Raw genomic sequence first — 14,630 nt, 5'->3', positions numbered from 1 at the left:
GGAACCTCCTGAGGCGGCTCGGACGGCGATCGGGTGTCGCGGCGTTCGGAGCGGCGCGCATTCTGGCATTGTTTTTGATATATCGCCTATAGTATTTCCCGCATGAAATACTTATTGAATTTCTTATAACGGGTTTCAGCCGGCTGCGGCGGGCAATCGCGGGGGCGATTCGCATGCCGTTTGCGTGCGGCTCGATACCGTTGTGCCGGCCTCGCCAGTTTCCGCGTGGCAGCCGCACATCGTTCCGTTCGCAACGATGCCGCCTCCGCGCCGCCGAATCCGCGGGCCGCTCGCAACCGGGGTTGACGACTCGTGCTCGCAGCGATGCGCCGGGGCTGCCGGCTGCCCCGCACCGCCGGTTTTTCATGGTAATGTCGTGCGCATCCGGCTAGGCCGGGCCTCCGCCACGTGCCGTGCGGGCGCCGCCAGCCATCGAGACATCGTGTCGAGGTCGACAACCATGGCAGTCAGGGCATCTCTCCTGAACTCCGTTCTCGCCACTCCCCCCTCCGGTAATCACCGCGTGACGGCCGCGCTGCGTCCGTCGATGCTCGTGACGCTGTTCGAGGACGTGCGCCCGATGGCGCTGTCCGGGCTCGCGAGCGGCTTCGTCGCGGCCGTTGCGCTGATCCGGCTGCAGCAGCTGTGGTGCCTCGCGTGGCTCGTCGTCGACGTCGGTCTGCTCATTGCGCGCCTGTCGATCGTACGGGCCTACACGGTGCGGCGCGACGCCGGCGACGATCGCACCGAATACTGGGCGAGTCGTTATGCGCCGGTGTCGCTCGTCGCGTGCTTCGTGCTCGGCCTCGGCGTGATGGGCTGCGTACAGGCCGCCGACGTCGAGCTCGGCACGCTGTCCGTGATGGTCGCGGGCGGCGTGTTCGGCGGGATCGCATCGCGCAATTCGGCGCTGCCGCGGCTCGCGATGACGCAGGTCGTGCTCGGCGTGCTGCCGATCGGCGTCGGCGCGCTGCTGGCCCCGCGGCCGGGCGCGTGGCTGCTGGTGCCGCCGATCGCGATCTATCTCGCGGCGATGCGCACGGTCGTGCAGCGCCACTACCGCGTGCTCGTCGCGCTGATCGCCGCGCGCCAGCGCAACGCCGAACTCGTCGCGCGCTTCGACGCCGCCCTCACCTACATGCCGCACGGCCTGTGCATGATCGACGGCGACAGCCGCGTGATCGTGGTGAACCGGCGCACCGCGCAACTGTTCGGCTCGGCGCGCGAGGTCATGCTCGATACGCCGCTGCCGGCCGTCGTCGCCGCGCTCGGCGCGAACGCGGCGACCGATCCCGCCGGCGCCGGCCTCGCCGCGCAATGTGCCGCGTGGCTGAGCCGCGCCGAGCCCGTGCCGCTCGACATCGCGCTCGCCGACGGCCGTCAGCTTGAACTGACGCGCCACCGCGTACCGGACGGCAACGCGGTGATCATCGTCGAGGACGTCACCGCGCGCCGCCAGACCGAACAACACATCCGCCACCTCGCGCGGCACGACGCGCTGACGGGGTTGCCGAATCGCCACGAACTGCATGCGGAGCTCAAGCGGATGCTCGCGCGCCGGCCGCGGCTGCCGAGCCCCGCGTTCGCCGTCATGTATCTCGACCTCGACGGCTTCAAGTCGATCAACGACCGCTTCGGGCACCAGGCCGGCGACGAAGTGCTCACGCAGGTCGCCGAGCGGCTCGGCAAGACGTTGCCGCGCGGCGAACTCGCGGCGCGCATCGGCGGCGACGAGTTCGTCGTCGCGATCGACGACACGACGATGGACGCGTGCTCGATCCTTGCCGCGCGGATCATCCGGCAGATTTCGGCGCCGTACGTGCTGTCGATCGGCGAGACCGTCTGCATCGGCATCAGCATCGGCATCGCGCTCGACGACGGGCATGGCTCGCCCGACGAGCTGATCCGGCAGGCCGACAGCGCGCTGTACGACGCGAAGTCGGCCGGCAAGGGCATCTACTGCTTCTATTCGAGCGGCAGCCGCCGCGTGGCGCCCGTCACCGCAAGCTGAGCCGATCGCGCGCCGCGCATTCCTTTTTCGTACCCGCCGCATCTTCCCGACGATTCAATGCCGAAACGCTTTGCCGGGTCGCGCGTGGCGCCGCGCGCGCGCATGTCACGTGACGTGTTCCGTAACATCGCCGTCCGGGACGCAGCACGATGACGGCAGAAGCCCGCATGATCGTGGCCGGGAGCGGCGTTTCGCGACTGGCACTCTTATTGCTCCTTGATACGGAAAGAACGTTTCAGGGAGCCCAACATGAATACCGTCGACGTCCTCGCACGAACCGAAATCATCGACGAACAGGCGGTGATCGACGGCGCATCGCTGATCCGCCGGCTCGTGTCCGACCGCCGGATGCCGGCCGCATACGAAGCCGCATGCATCGACAATCCGCCGCTTACGCTGTACGGCGCGTTTCGCCAGGGCGTCGCCGATTACGCCGCGCGGCGCGCGAATCCGTATCGCGCCGGCAGCCGTTTCTGGGCGCTGTGGGAAGAAGGACGTCTCGAAGCTGAAACATCCGGCCGGTAAGCCGGTTACACGCGCCGGCCCTGTCGCGACAAGGGCCCGGCGCAACATCCGGCGCATGAACCGGCCGGCTGGCGTGCCGGCATGCGTTCATCGCTGCAACATCGCGCGCGGTCGCGCGTATCGGCACCGCAACGCACGACAACGCGCCCGTCCGCCGTCACGCGCACCCGGTTGAGCCCGCCCGCCGCGCGTTGCCGCTTTCCCCTATAAGATGGCAGATTCCGTTCATCGAACGATACCGCCATGACCGCCTCTTCCTCTTCCCGAAATCCCATTCACTGCGAAATCGATCTCGACGCACAAGGCAAGCATGCGGGCTACCTGCGGCTGCCGCACTCCGTGCACCGCTCCGCATATGGCTGGCTACCGATTCCGATCGCGTCGATCCGCAACGGCGACGGCCCGGTCGCACTCGTGATGGCCGGCAATCACGGCGACGAGTACGAAGGCCAGATCATCGTGTCGCAACTGATGCGCGAGATCGAGCCGGAGATGGTCAGCGGCCAGTTGATCCTGCTGCCGATGGCCAATTTCCCGGCGGCGGATGCGGGCCTGCGCGTGTCGCCGCTCGACGAGGGCAACCTGAACCGCAGTTTTCCCGGCGACCCGACCGGCACGCCGACGCAGATGATCGCCCATTACATCGAGCACGCACTGCTGTCGCGCGCGCAGTATCTGGTCGATCTGCATTCGGGCGGCAGCTCGCTGCTGTACCAGGGCGGCAACATGCTCGCGATCGATCCGCTCGACGCGGACGAAGCCGAGAAACTCAACGGGCTGCTGGTCGCGTTCGGGTTGCAGAATGCGCTGCTGCACGCGCCGAATCCCGTGCATTCGGCGTCGGCCGCGCGTCGGCAAGGCGCGATCTCGATCGTGACCGAACTCGGCGGCGCCGGCATGGCCGACCCGTCGCTGATCCGGCTCGGCCGCCACGGGCTGCTGCATTACCTCGGCTATATCGGGCTGCTGCACGGCGCGCTCGTGCCCGACGCGCCGCCGACCGTCACGCGCTTCATGCGCGTCGACGGCGATCGCCATTTCGTTTATGCGTACGAGCGCGGGCTGTATGAACCGCTCGTCGAACTCGGCGACCAGGTGAAGGCCGGGCAGCCGGCCGCGTGGGTGCACTTCCCTGATACGCCGTTGCGGGAACCGGTGCTGCATCGGTTCAACGGCGACGGCGAAGTGGTGTGCAAGCGGGTGCCCGCACAGGTGCGGCGCGGGGATTGTCTGTTTCAGTTGGCGGAGTTGTCGACGCCGCCGCGTGTCATCGGGTGATGAACCCGACTGACACGCTCACGAGCGTCGTATGCCGATGCCGGTACGTACACTCGGGCCGTCAGTCGGATGACACCGGCGACGCGCTCCCCTGCGCAACGCCGCATTGATGGCAATGCGGGAAGAAGAAGAAATTCCGACCGCCGCATTCGCAGACATTGAAAAGCCTCAATCCGCAATGCACGCAAAACGTGGAGTCGTCGCCGCCGAGATTCCATTGTTTGTCGCATGACGGGCAACGCTTTTTCTCGAGCGACCGAACGGCTTTTTCGTATCCGATCGTGCGCGCGCGTTCGCCCTGATCCTGCTGCAATTCGAGCCGCTTGCGTTCGGCATAGCGCTGAAAGGCCTTCATCATGTAAAGACCGGCGAATACCGTGAGCACGATGCCGACCAGGACCCGGACATAGCCGCCGAAATTCGGCAAGTACGGAACCAGCTCAATGAAAAACGCACTCAACGCAAACAGGCCGAAACCGTACACGAACGGCCAATAACGCGCCTTGCGGTAGCGGATGAACAGCCAGGTCGCGACCAGCAGGATCGGTAACGTCAGCGCAAGCCGCAGCCCGAACACTTGCATCTCGTAGCGCCGGGTCGCCTCGTCGAAGCGCCGTTCGGCTGCTGCGTCCGCTTCGGCGATTTGCGTGTCGACGTGCGTCAGTTGCGATGCCAATGCCCGTTGCTGATCACCGACCGCATCGATCTGATGCTGCCAGTTGACCACGCCTGCCTGGAGGGTATCCAGCTTGCGCGTCCTCGCCACAATGTCCGGGTCCCTCGCACCGTCTCCCGTCACCGCGCGGGTGGCCAGCCAGTTGCGGAAACTTTCCTTCTCGGCCGCGTACTCCTTCGCGGCGCGGCCGCGCGCCACTTCCATCGTGTCGACCTTCTCGGCAAGCGCGTCGCGCTGCGCCTGCAGTTGACGGCGCGCCGCGTCCAGCCGCGCTTTTACCGGCGCATCGGCGAATTGCTCGACGACCGGCGGCCCGCCGCTCGGCGCGAACGCCATGTCGCGGATCACAAGGCTGCCGAGCATGTTCAGAAAGACCGCGAAAACGATCGCAATCGCCCAGGAGGCGAGCCGCAGGAGCCGCGCCGGGCTGGTCAGGCCGTCGCCGGAAGTCATCATTGTTTTTACCCTCTTGTCGGAATGGTTTCCATTGTCGTCAATCTTGATGCAACCGTCGATCGTCTCTATTTCGATAGCGGACAGTCACCTCGACATTTGCGGAGAAACGTGCGGGTTTAGCTCGATGAGGTCTCGGGCTAGCCTGATAGTCGGCACAACGCCGCAACCCGGACAAACGCTATTGTCGGTCTGCTCGCCATAACATGGACAAAACCACTGCCCCACGTCGGACCGCGACGGTAGAACGGATGTTACGCCGGTCCCGCGTGCTTCGAACTGCATTCGAACGGAGCGGATAAAGAATGCGCCCGTCAATGCACATTGAAGTTCTCCGCCCGCAACTATGACCCGTTCAGCGGAGCAACCGGGGCAATGCATTGGCTCGGTAGACTCCGGTTAATGTAGTGGCAACGTTAATACGTTCTACGCGAGCTGAGCGCCTTTTTCGCGTTTATGGCGCAATCAAAATCCCCCTGTTTGCGAAATAACGATCGAATGTACCGCGCTGCATCGCTACGTTCTCCTGCGTGTCAGGTTCAAAGCCTGACGGATTGTGGAAAATCCACTCGTCGGTCGCGGGATTGACGCCAAGCACCAGGACAAGGTGCCCGCCACGAGAGGGAGGCTCAAACCCGGCATGCCGGATGCCAGGATGAACGGACGCCATGAACATATATCCGTCACGCAAACTGCGCTCGACCGTGGACGATTCCATATGCTCGACGACACGACCTTCGATCTGAAAGCGTTCGCGGATCCAGTTTACGAATGGACGGTAGAGCAGGCGCTTTCCTTTGTCGCCCATCTCTGGTTGATAAACACCGAAGGTTACGGCGTCGCGCACGAGTTCCAACAGCGGGACCACTCGCGCGGTGCGATGCGCCAGCAACATCTTCAGGCACGCGATGCCGCAAATATGTGGGCTCCATTGCGCATATTCGTCCGGGCTGCTGGCACCAGAGTTACGCCAGAGCGGATCTTCCTCGGCGCGCAGTTCGCGCGATAGAAATCGTGAGATCAGGGCCCTGGATTCCCATTGGGAAAAATACGGTACATCAATCATTTGTCATCCCATGAACAAAAGTGCAACGCCTACGGCCGCCACTGCGCCGAAAGCAAGTTGCTCGCGAAGCTTGCCTTCGTTGTAGAGAATGGCCGAGACGCCCAACAACAACAACGGAACACGGAGCGCAGCCAAATGCAACGGGCAGGATCGTCGGAGCGAGGCCATGGCCGTCTGCATTCGTTGATTGTGTGGAATTGTCGACGATCTGAATCAGGGTGTCGAACGCCTCTTCCTGCCCACCCGCCATCCGCGTCAGCTAGAATGACGCGCTTTGCCCGTCCTCCCATGTGGTTCAAGAACCTTCAGCTTCATCGTCTTCCGGCCCCTTGGGCCGTCACGCCCGACCAGATGGAAAAATGGCTGGCGCCCTACGCGTTCCAGCCCGGCAGCAGCGTCGAAATGCAGCGCGTCGGATGGGCGTCGCCGCGTGACGACGGCGCGCTCGTCTATTCGATCAACCGGCAGATGCTGCTGGTGTTTCGTGCCGAAAAGAAGCTGCTCCCGGCGTCGGTCGTCAATCAGGTCACCAAGGCGCGTGCGCTCGAGGTCGAGGAGCAGCAGGGCTTCAAGGTAGGCCGCAAACAACTGCGCGAACTCAAGGAGCAGGTGACCGACGAACTGCTGCCGCGCGCGTTCAGCATTCGCCGCGATACCCGCGTGTGGATCGACACGGCGAACGGCTGGCTCGTCATCGATGCGGCGGCACAAGCGCTTGCCGACGACGTTCGCAGCCTGCTCGTCAAGTCGATCGATCAACTGCCACTCGCCAGCGTTCAGGTGGCGCGCTCCCCGGTCGCCGCGATGACGGACTGGCTGCTGTCCGGCGAGGCGCCGGGCGGATTCACCGTCGACCAGGACGCCGAGTTGCGTTCGACCGGCGAAGGCGGCGCCACGGTGCGATACGTCGGCCACGCGCTGGAAGCGAGCGACATGCGCCGGCACATCGAAGCCGGCAAACAATGCATGCGCCTCGCGATGACCTGGGATGATCGAATCTCGTTCGTGCTGACACCGTCGCTGACGATCAAGCGTGTCACGCCGCTCGACGTGATCAAGGAGGCGGCGGATCCCACCGCGCAGAATGACGACGAGCGCTTCGACTCGGACTTCACGCTGATGACGGGTGAACTGGCGCGGATGCTGACCGGTCTCGTCGATATTCTGGGTGGCGAACAGCACGGCGCGATTCAGCAGGCGGCAGCGGCCTGAACTCCGTCGTTGTCGAGAATCGTCGCCCACGACGGCGGGGATTCGCGATGACGCGGCCATTCGAGGGGGGCCGTCGCCACGCTGGCGGCGGGCCGCGACCGGCCGCTCGCGACCCTGACGAGCCAGCCGCGAATCGGCATGGCCCGTCGGCCATCGAAATGACAACGCTCCCAATCCTCGGCGATCATCTACGTCGTACACACGTCGAACGGGCACCGCCCCAACCACGCCCGTTCGCCCACCCCACTCTCCCTGCAAGCCTTCTTCCACCGCTCGCGAAATCCTTATCGAAATTGCTTCGTTCGCCTTTCCCGGCCGCGCCGCTAACGTGTTCAAAACGGCGGCGGCGCGCCGGATGCCTCGCACGCAGCACGACTGCCGCCGCCATCACGACAACCGCGTCGCGATAACGGAACAGACCGGACGGGCCGCGTGCCCGCACCTCGCCAGGAACGTCCGCATCGCGCGCCACTCGCGATGCCCATGGCCACGAACGACCGCATCATCGACACGACGCCGCTCGACGTCCGCGCGCAGCCGCTGATCGACGCGCTGATCGACGAATATTCGACCCGTTACGACGCGTACCGCCCCGATAGCCGCGCGTCGGCCCGCGACGAGCTCGCACGCTACCCGGCCGAACTGTTCGCGCCACCCGAAGGCGCGTTCGTGCTCTTGCTGCGCGACGGCGAGACGATCGGCGGCGGCGCATTCAAGCGCTACGACGCGCAAACCGCCGAACTGAAACGCATCTGGACACGCACCGACCTGCGCCGCCAGGGCCTCGCGCGGCGCATCGTCGAAGCGCTCGAACTGCGCGCCGTGCAACAGGGCTATCGCCGCCTCTACCTGACCACCGGCTTTCGCCAGCCCGAAGCGTGGGCGCTGTACGACCGCACCGGCTATACGCGGCTGTTCGATTCGTCGATCGATCCCGAAGCGTATTTCCACCTGCGCTTCGGCAAGGATCTCGTCGATCCGTCGCGCACGTCGACGCTCACCGACTTGTGGGCGCCCGTGCCCGAAGCGGCGCTACCGCGCTGAGCGCACGGCGTCCCGCATTTCACCTCGCCCATTCCGCCTTCCACGCTTCCACGACAGGACGCTTTCATGCATCGAGCCGTATCGCTTTCCTCCCGTGCCGCGCGCACACTGGCCGCCGCGCTGATCGGCCTGACCGCCTTCGCCACGGCCGCCGCCGCCGCGACGTTCGACCTGAGCCCCGAGCAGCGCGGCCGGCCGCGTGCCACAGCCGATGCGGCAGTCGAGCGCGCGGTGCCCGCGTCGTTCAAGTTCGCCGAGCCCGGCACGCTGACGATCGGCATCGCACCGAGCCTGCCGCCGATCAGCTCGTATGCGACCGACGCGCGCACGGTGGTCGGCTTCGACGCCGATATTGGCCAGCTCGTGTCCGACAGCCTCGGCCGCAAGCTGAAGATCGTCGCGCTCGCATGGGCCGACTGGCCGCTCGCGCTCGAATCGGGGAAAGTCGACGCGGTGATCTCGAACGTGACCGTCACCGAGGAGCGCAAGCAGAAGTTCGATTTCTCGACCTATCGCAAGGATCAGGTCGGCTTCTACGTGCGCAACGACAGCAAGATCCAGGCGATCCGCGAGCCGAAGGACGTCGCCGGGCTGCGCATCGTGACCGATGCCGGCACCAACCAGGAAAAGATCCTGCTCGCGTGGGACCGCGAGAACGTCGCGCACGGGCTGAAACCGGTGCAGATCCAGTACTACGACGACCAGGCGATGCGCATCGTCGCCGTGCAGTCGGGCCGCGCCGACGCGGTGTTCAGCGTGAATTCGGTGCTCGCGTATCAAAGCGCGCAGCAAGGCAAGACGCGGCTCGTCGGTGCGATCAGCGGCGGCTGGCCGCGCACGGCCGACATCGCGATCGCGACGCGCCGCGGCAGCGGCCTCGCCGATCCGCTGACCGTCGCGCTGAACGGGCTGATCAAAAGCGGCCGCTACCGGCAGGTGCTCGATCGCTGGAACCTCGCATCGGAAGCGATCGACCAGTCGCGCACGAATCCGCCCGGGCTGCCGAAGAGCTGAGCGCCGCGCGCCCGCAACCGTCCATCCACGCTCACGCAGGAACGTCGCTCACCATGTCTTATTCGCTTTCGCTGCTGGACAAGAGTCCGATTGCCGACGGCGCGACCGCCGCCGATGCGCTGCGCTTCACCACGACGCTCGCGCAACGCTCGGAACAGCTCGGCTACGCACGCTTCTGGGTCGCCGAACATCACGGCACGCCGGGGTTCGCCAGCTCGGCGCCGGAGATCGTCGTCGCGCACCTGCTCGCGCACACGTCGCGCATCCGTATCGGCTCCGGCGGCGTGATGCTGCAGCATTACAGCCCGTTCAAGGTCGCCGAGACATTCAAGCTGCTGGCCGCGCTCGCGCCGGGCCGCGTCGATCTCGGCATCGGCAAGGCGCCCGGCGGGCTGCCGCTGACCACGCGCGCGCTGCAGTGGTTCCACGACAAGGCGCGCAAGCCCGATTTCGCGGGTCAGCTCGCGGAGCTCGACGCGTTCCTCGGCTGGGGCGTGGCCGAAGATCATCCGCTCGCCGGCGCGGTGGCGATGCCGGCGCCGCCGCAGTTGCCCGAACGCATCCTGCTCGGCGGCTCGCCGGACAGCGGCGCGCTCGCCGCGCGCAACGGCTGGCGCTTCTGCTACGCGGGCCATTTCAACGGCGACGACGTGAATCTCGAACGCTCGCTCGACGCGTACCGCGGCGCCGGCGGCGAGAAGCCGCTCGTCGCGCTGTACGCGGTCGCCGCGCCGACGCGCGACGAGGCCGAGCAACTGATCGGGCCGCTGAAGATTTTCAAGCTGCAGTTCGCGGGCGGCCAGAGCTTCAACCTCGCCAGTGCACAGGCGGCCGCGGAATTCGCGCGGCAAAGCGGCGCGTCCGACTACCGGATCGACGAGTTGCGCCCGACGGTACTCGCCGATACGCCCGAGCGCATCCACCGCGCGCTCGACGCATTGAGCCGGCGGCTCGACGTCGATGCGTTCGTGATCGATTCGCCGGTCACCGACTACGCGGCGCGGCTCGCGTCGGTCGAATGGCTGGGCGGCGCGCTGTCCACCACCCCGTTGCAGGCGGCCCTCACGGCCGACCGCTCCCTCTCCCCCGACCAGAACGCATGACGCTCCCATCATGACGACCCGACGATCGATCCCCTTCGGCCTGATGCTGCAAGGCGCAGGCAGCCACATGAACGCATGGCGGCATCCGAGCAACCCGCCGGATGCCAGCATCAACCTCGACTTCGCGATCGGCGTCGCGCGCAAGGCGGAAGCCGCCGGCATCGCGTTCGCGTTCGTCGCGGACGGCCTCTACATCAACGAGAAGTCGATCCCGCACTTCCTGAACCGCTTCGAGCCGCTGACGGTGCTGTCGGCGCTCGCGGTCGCGACGAAGAAAATCGGGCTCGCGGGCACGATCTCGACGTCGTACAGCGAGCCGTTCACGGTCGCGCGCCAGCTCGCGTCGCTCGACGCGATCAGCGGCGGGCGCGCGGGCTGGAACGTCGTGACGACGCCGCTCGAAGGCACCGCGAAGAATTACGGCAAGGCGCATCCCGATCACGAACTGCGCTACGAGATCGCCGACGAATATCTCGAGGTCGTGCAGGGGCTGTGGGACAGCTGGGACGACGATGCCTTCGTGCGCGACCGCGCGACCGGCCGCTTCTTCGATCGCGACAAGCTGCATACGCTCGATCATCACGGGCGCTTCTTCCAGGTCGCGGGCCCGCTGAACATCCAGCGCTCGCCGCAGGGGCAGCCGGTGATCTTCCAGGCCGGCTCGTCCGACACCGGCATCGGCCTCGCGGGTAAATACGCGGATGCCGTGTTCACGCATTCGCCGTCGATCGAGGAAACGGCCGCGTTCACGCGGCGCGTGAAACAGAGCGCGATCGAGCACGGGCGGCAGGCCGACGACGTGAAGATCTTCCCCGGCGTCGGGCCGATTGTCGGCCGCACGGCCGCCGAAGCGGAGGACAAATACCAGGCGATCCGCGACCTGCTGACGATCGACGAGGCGCTCGCGTACCTCGGCCGCTATTTCGATCACCACGATTTCACGCAGTACGCGCTCGACGCCCCGTTCCCGGAACTCGGCGAGCTCGGCCGCAACAGCTTCCGCTCGACCACCGACCGGATCAAGGCCGATGCGAAGCGCAAGGGCCTGTCGCTGCGCGAGACGGCGCTCGCGGTCGCGACGCCGCGCCCGAACTTCATCGGCACGGCCGAGCACGTCGCCGACGAGCTGATCCGCTGGCACGACGCAGGCGCGGGCGACGGCTTCATCCTCGGCTTTCCGGTACAGGCGCAGGGCGTCGACGATTTCATCGAGCTCGTGATCCCGGTGCTCGAGGCGCGCGGCCGCTACAGCCGCGACCTGCCCGGCGCCACGCTGCGCGACCACCTCGGCCTGCCGCGCAAGGCGAGCCGCTATGCGACGCCCGGCGCCGCCGCCCAGGAAACGGCCGCCGTAGCGCACGCCTGACGCGCCGCGCCGCCCGTGCGCGGCGCGCCCGCCGATCGACCGATTCGAGGATGCCAACGACATGAGCGACACGACCCACCTCGGCGGCGCGTTGCCGCCGCTCTCTTCCCCCGGCGCACGCGAGCCCGGCACGCGTTTGCGGATCGTGCCCGCGCGCCACCGGTCGCGCACGGCCGGCACCGTGCTCGCGCTCGCGCTGATCGCGATCACGCTGCATTCGATCCTCGGCAACCCGCAATGGGGCTGGCCGGTGTTCGCCGAATGGTTCCTGTCGCCGCCGGTGCTGTCGGGGCTCGCGCGCACGCTGGTGCTGACGCTGCTCGGCGCGGTGTTCGGCTTCGTGCTCGGCGCGTTCGTCGCGCTGGCGCGGCTGTCGCGTTCGCGCCTGCTGTCCGCCAGCGCGTGGACCTTCGTGTGGCTGTTCCGCTCGATTCCGCTGATCGTGCTGCTGCTGATCCTGAACAACCTCGGCTACCTGTACGAGCACGTGCGGCTCGGTGTGCCGTTCACCGACATCGTGTGGTTCGACACGCCGACGACCGACCTGATCAGCCCGTTCCTCGCGGCCGTGCTCGGCCTCACGCTGAACCACGCGGCGTTCTCCGCGGAAGTGATCCGCGGCGGCATTCTCGCGGTCGACCAGGGGCAGCTCGAAGCCGCCGCCGCGCTCGGTCTGCCGCGCGGCCGCCAGACCTCGCGGATCGTGCTGCCGCAGGCGATGCGCGCGATCCTGCCGACCGCGTTCAATGACCTGATCACGCTCGCGAAAGGCACGTCGATGGTGTACGTGCTCGCGATGCCCGAGCTGTTCTACACGGTGCAGGTGATCTATCGCCGCAACCTCGAAGTGATTCCGCTGCTGATGGTCGCGACCGTCTGGTACCTGATCATCCTGACCGTGCTGTCCGCGATCCAGGTGCAGGTCGAGCGGCACTATGCACGCGGCGCGCTGCGCAATCCGCCGCCGTCGGTGGTCACGTTCGCGCTCGCGCGCCTCGGCGGGCTGTGGCGGCGTGTCGCGTCGCGCCGCGCGGCCTCGATCGCTCGTGCACACAGCAATGCCGGCACGCATGCCGATACCGCTGCGGCCGTCTCGCGCACCGGCGGCGAAGTGGCCGTGCATGGCGTGTCGAAGCAGTTCGGCATGCAGCGCGTGCTCGACAACGTGTCGTTCGTCGCGCCGCGCGGCAGCGTGACCGTGATCGTCGGGCCGTCGGGCTCCGGCAAATCGACGCTGCTGCGCACGATCAACCATCTCGAACGCGTCGACGACGGTTTCATCGACATCGACGGCGAATTGATCGGCTATCGCCGCGACGGCGACGTGCTGCACGAGCTGAAGGAGCGCGACGTGCTGAAGCGGCGTACGGCCGTCGGCATGGTGTTCCAGAACTTCAACCTGTTCCCGCACCTGACGGTGCTCGAGAACCTGATCGAAGCGCCGGTCGCCGTCGCCGGCGTGACGCGCGATGCGGCCGAGCACACCGCGCGTACGCTGCTCGCACGGGTCGGCCTCGCGGACAAGGCCGACGCGTACCCGCGCCAGTTGTCCGGCGGCCAGCAGCAACGCGTCGCGATCGCGCGGGCGCTTGCGTTGCGTCCGAAGGTGCTGCTGTTCGACGAGCCGACGTCGGCGCTCGATCCCGAACTCGTCAACGAAGTGCTCGACGTGATCAAGGAGCTCGCGCGCTCGGGCACGACGCTCGTGATCGTCACGCACGAGATCGGCTTCGCGCGCGAAGTCGCGGACAACGTGCTGTTCATGGAGCGCGGGCGCATCGTCGAGGCCGGGCCGCCTGCCGTCGTGCTCGACGCGCCGGCGCATGCGCGCACCCGCGCGTTCCTGTCGCGGGTGCTGTGATGCGCGCCGCTCCCGACTCGCGAGGTGCCGCACGATGACCGATCGACGCCAGTTCATCGTGGCCGCGCTGGCCGCGGTTTCGGGCCTGCCGTGGCATGCGGCGCGCGCGGCGGCCGCCACGGCCGATCTCGACCCGCGCCAGGCCGGCCGCCTGCGCGCCGGCCCCGACGACGCGGCCATCCGTGCGGCCAGCGGCTACCGCTGGGTGCGCGACGGCGCGTTCACGGTCGCGATTTCACCGCACGCGCCGCCCGTGTCGACCTATGCAACCGACGCGCGCACCGTGGTCGGCGCCGATCCCGACTATGCGCAATTGGTCGCGGACACACTCGGCCGCACACTCGTGCTGGTGCCGATCGCGTGGGCCGACTGGCCGCTCGGGCTGACGTCCGGCAAATACGATGCGGTGATCTCGAACGTCGGCGTGACCGAGAAGCGCAAGGAGAAATACGATTTCACGACCTACCGGCTCGGGCTGCACGGCTTCTACGTGCGCACCGGCAGCCCGATCGCGAAGATCGCGGAGCCGAAGGACGTCGCGGGCTTGCGCATCATCACCGGCGCCGGCACGAGCCAGGAGCGCATCCTGCTCGAATGGAGCAAGCGCAACGTCGCGCAGGGGTTGAAGCCGGCCGAGCTGCTCTATTTCGACGACGATGCGACCGCGCGCGTCGCGCTGCTGTCGGGCCGGGCCGATGCGGAGCTGAACCCGAACGCATCGCTCGCGTACGAGGCCGCGCGCACCGGCAAGATCCGTCGCGTCGGCGTCGTCAATGCGGGCTGGCCGGCGAATGCGGACGTCGCGATCGCGACGCGTCGCGGCAGCGGGCTCGCGCCCGCGCTCACGCTCGCGACCAACGCGCTGATCGGCAACGGCCGCTACGGGCAGGCGCTCGCGCGCTGGGGTTTGCAGAGCGAGGCGATCGCGCGGGCGGAGACCAATCCGCCGGGGTTGCCGTCGTTCTGAGCGTTTCGTTCAAAACCATCGCCCCGGCATGTCGTCACGGACATACCGGGGCGA

The 14,630-nt window shown here is 67.1% G+C and carries 12 protein-coding genes; 10 read left to right on the top strand and 2 right to left on the bottom strand.

Annotation, left to right across the window (positions count from 1 at the left end):
• Positions 1 to 460: 460 nt before the first annotated feature.
• The 3 genes from LGM42_RS01985 (at position 461) to LGM42_RS01975 (ending at position 3,814) form a co-directional block, all read left to right on the top strand.
• On the top strand, positions 461 to 2,011 hold the full coding sequence (locus tag LGM42_RS01985; RefSeq protein ID WP_060310934.1) for a sensor domain-containing diguanylate cyclase: 1,551 nt from the start codon (positions 461 to 463) through the stop codon (positions 2,009 to 2,011).
• Between the two features lie 249 nt (positions 2,012 to 2,260).
• Positions 2,261 to 2,536, top strand: coding sequence for a hypothetical protein (locus LGM42_RS01980; protein ID WP_226231434.1), 276 nt, complete (start codon positions 2,261 to 2,263; stop codon positions 2,534 to 2,536).
• Between the two features lie 243 nt (positions 2,537 to 2,779).
• Complete coding sequence (locus tag LGM42_RS01975) at positions 2,780 to 3,814, top strand: succinylglutamate desuccinylase/aspartoacylase family protein (protein WP_060011382.1); 1,035 nt, start codon at positions 2,780 to 2,782, stop codon at positions 3,812 to 3,814.
• Between the two features lie 61 nt (positions 3,815 to 3,875).
• Here the strand turns inward: LGM42_RS01975 and LGM42_RS01970 are convergent, their stop codons facing one another.
• Together LGM42_RS01970 and LGM42_RS01965 are read right to left on the bottom strand one after the other, a co-directional pair.
• Complete coding sequence (locus tag LGM42_RS01970) at positions 3,876 to 4,943, bottom strand: zinc ribbon domain-containing protein (protein WP_060311696.1); 1,068 nt, start codon at positions 4,941 to 4,943, stop codon at positions 3,876 to 3,878.
• Positions 4,944 to 5,397: 454 nt separating this feature from the next.
• On the bottom strand, positions 5,398 to 6,009 hold the full coding sequence (locus LGM42_RS01965) for a C39 family peptidase (RefSeq protein ID WP_059639496.1): 612 nt from the start codon (positions 6,007 to 6,009) through the stop codon (positions 5,398 to 5,400).
• Positions 6,010 to 6,297: 288 nt separating this feature from the next.
• Here LGM42_RS01965 and LGM42_RS01960 point away from each other — a divergent pair, with 288 nt between their 5' ends.
• The 7 genes from LGM42_RS01960 (at position 6,298) to LGM42_RS01930 (ending at position 14,576) form a co-directional block, all read left to right on the top strand.
• The gene (locus LGM42_RS01960; RefSeq protein WP_226231704.1) at positions 6,298 to 7,221 is read left to right on the top strand and encodes a recombination-associated protein RdgC; all 924 of its coding nucleotides are present in this window, start codon (positions 6,298 to 6,300) and stop codon (positions 7,219 to 7,221) included.
• Positions 7,222 to 7,704: 483 nt separating this feature from the next.
• On the top strand, positions 7,705 to 8,265 hold the full coding sequence (locus LGM42_RS01955) for a GNAT family N-acetyltransferase (protein WP_059574368.1): 561 nt from the start codon (positions 7,705 to 7,707) through the stop codon (positions 8,263 to 8,265).
• 66 nt (positions 8,266 to 8,331) lie between these two features.
• Positions 8,332 to 9,279, top strand: a complete 948-nt coding sequence (locus LGM42_RS01950) for an ABC transporter substrate-binding protein (protein WP_226231433.1) — start codon at positions 8,332 to 8,334, stop codon at positions 9,277 to 9,279.
• A gap of 53 nt (positions 9,280 to 9,332) precedes the next feature.
• Positions 9,333 to 10,382: an LLM class flavin-dependent oxidoreductase gene (locus LGM42_RS01945; RefSeq protein WP_226231432.1), complete on the top strand. Its 1,050-nt coding sequence runs from the start codon at positions 9,333 to 9,335 to the stop codon at positions 10,380 to 10,382.
• Between the two features lie 10 nt (positions 10,383 to 10,392).
• On the top strand, positions 10,393 to 11,748 hold the full coding sequence (locus LGM42_RS01940; RefSeq protein WP_226231431.1) for an LLM class flavin-dependent oxidoreductase: 1,356 nt from the start codon (positions 10,393 to 10,395) through the stop codon (positions 11,746 to 11,748).
• Positions 11,749 to 11,809: 61 nt separating this feature from the next.
• Entirely contained in the window at positions 11,810 to 13,609 is a 1,800-nt protein-coding gene (locus LGM42_RS01935) for an amino acid ABC transporter permease/ATP-binding protein (RefSeq protein ID WP_226231430.1), read from the top strand.
• A gap of 34 nt (positions 13,610 to 13,643) precedes the next feature.
• Positions 13,644 to 14,576, top strand: coding sequence for an ABC transporter substrate-binding protein (locus LGM42_RS01930; RefSeq protein WP_060310928.1), 933 nt, complete (start codon positions 13,644 to 13,646; stop codon positions 14,574 to 14,576).
• The last annotated feature ends 54 nt before the right edge of the window (positions 14,577 to 14,630 follow it).

It is taken from the genome of Burkholderia sp. AU39826 (assembly GCF_020419965.1).
Taxonomy (GTDB): Bacteria; Pseudomonadota; Gammaproteobacteria; order Burkholderiales; family Burkholderiaceae; genus Burkholderia; species Burkholderia semiarida.
This window is presented reverse-complemented; position numbering and strand designations above follow the sequence as displayed.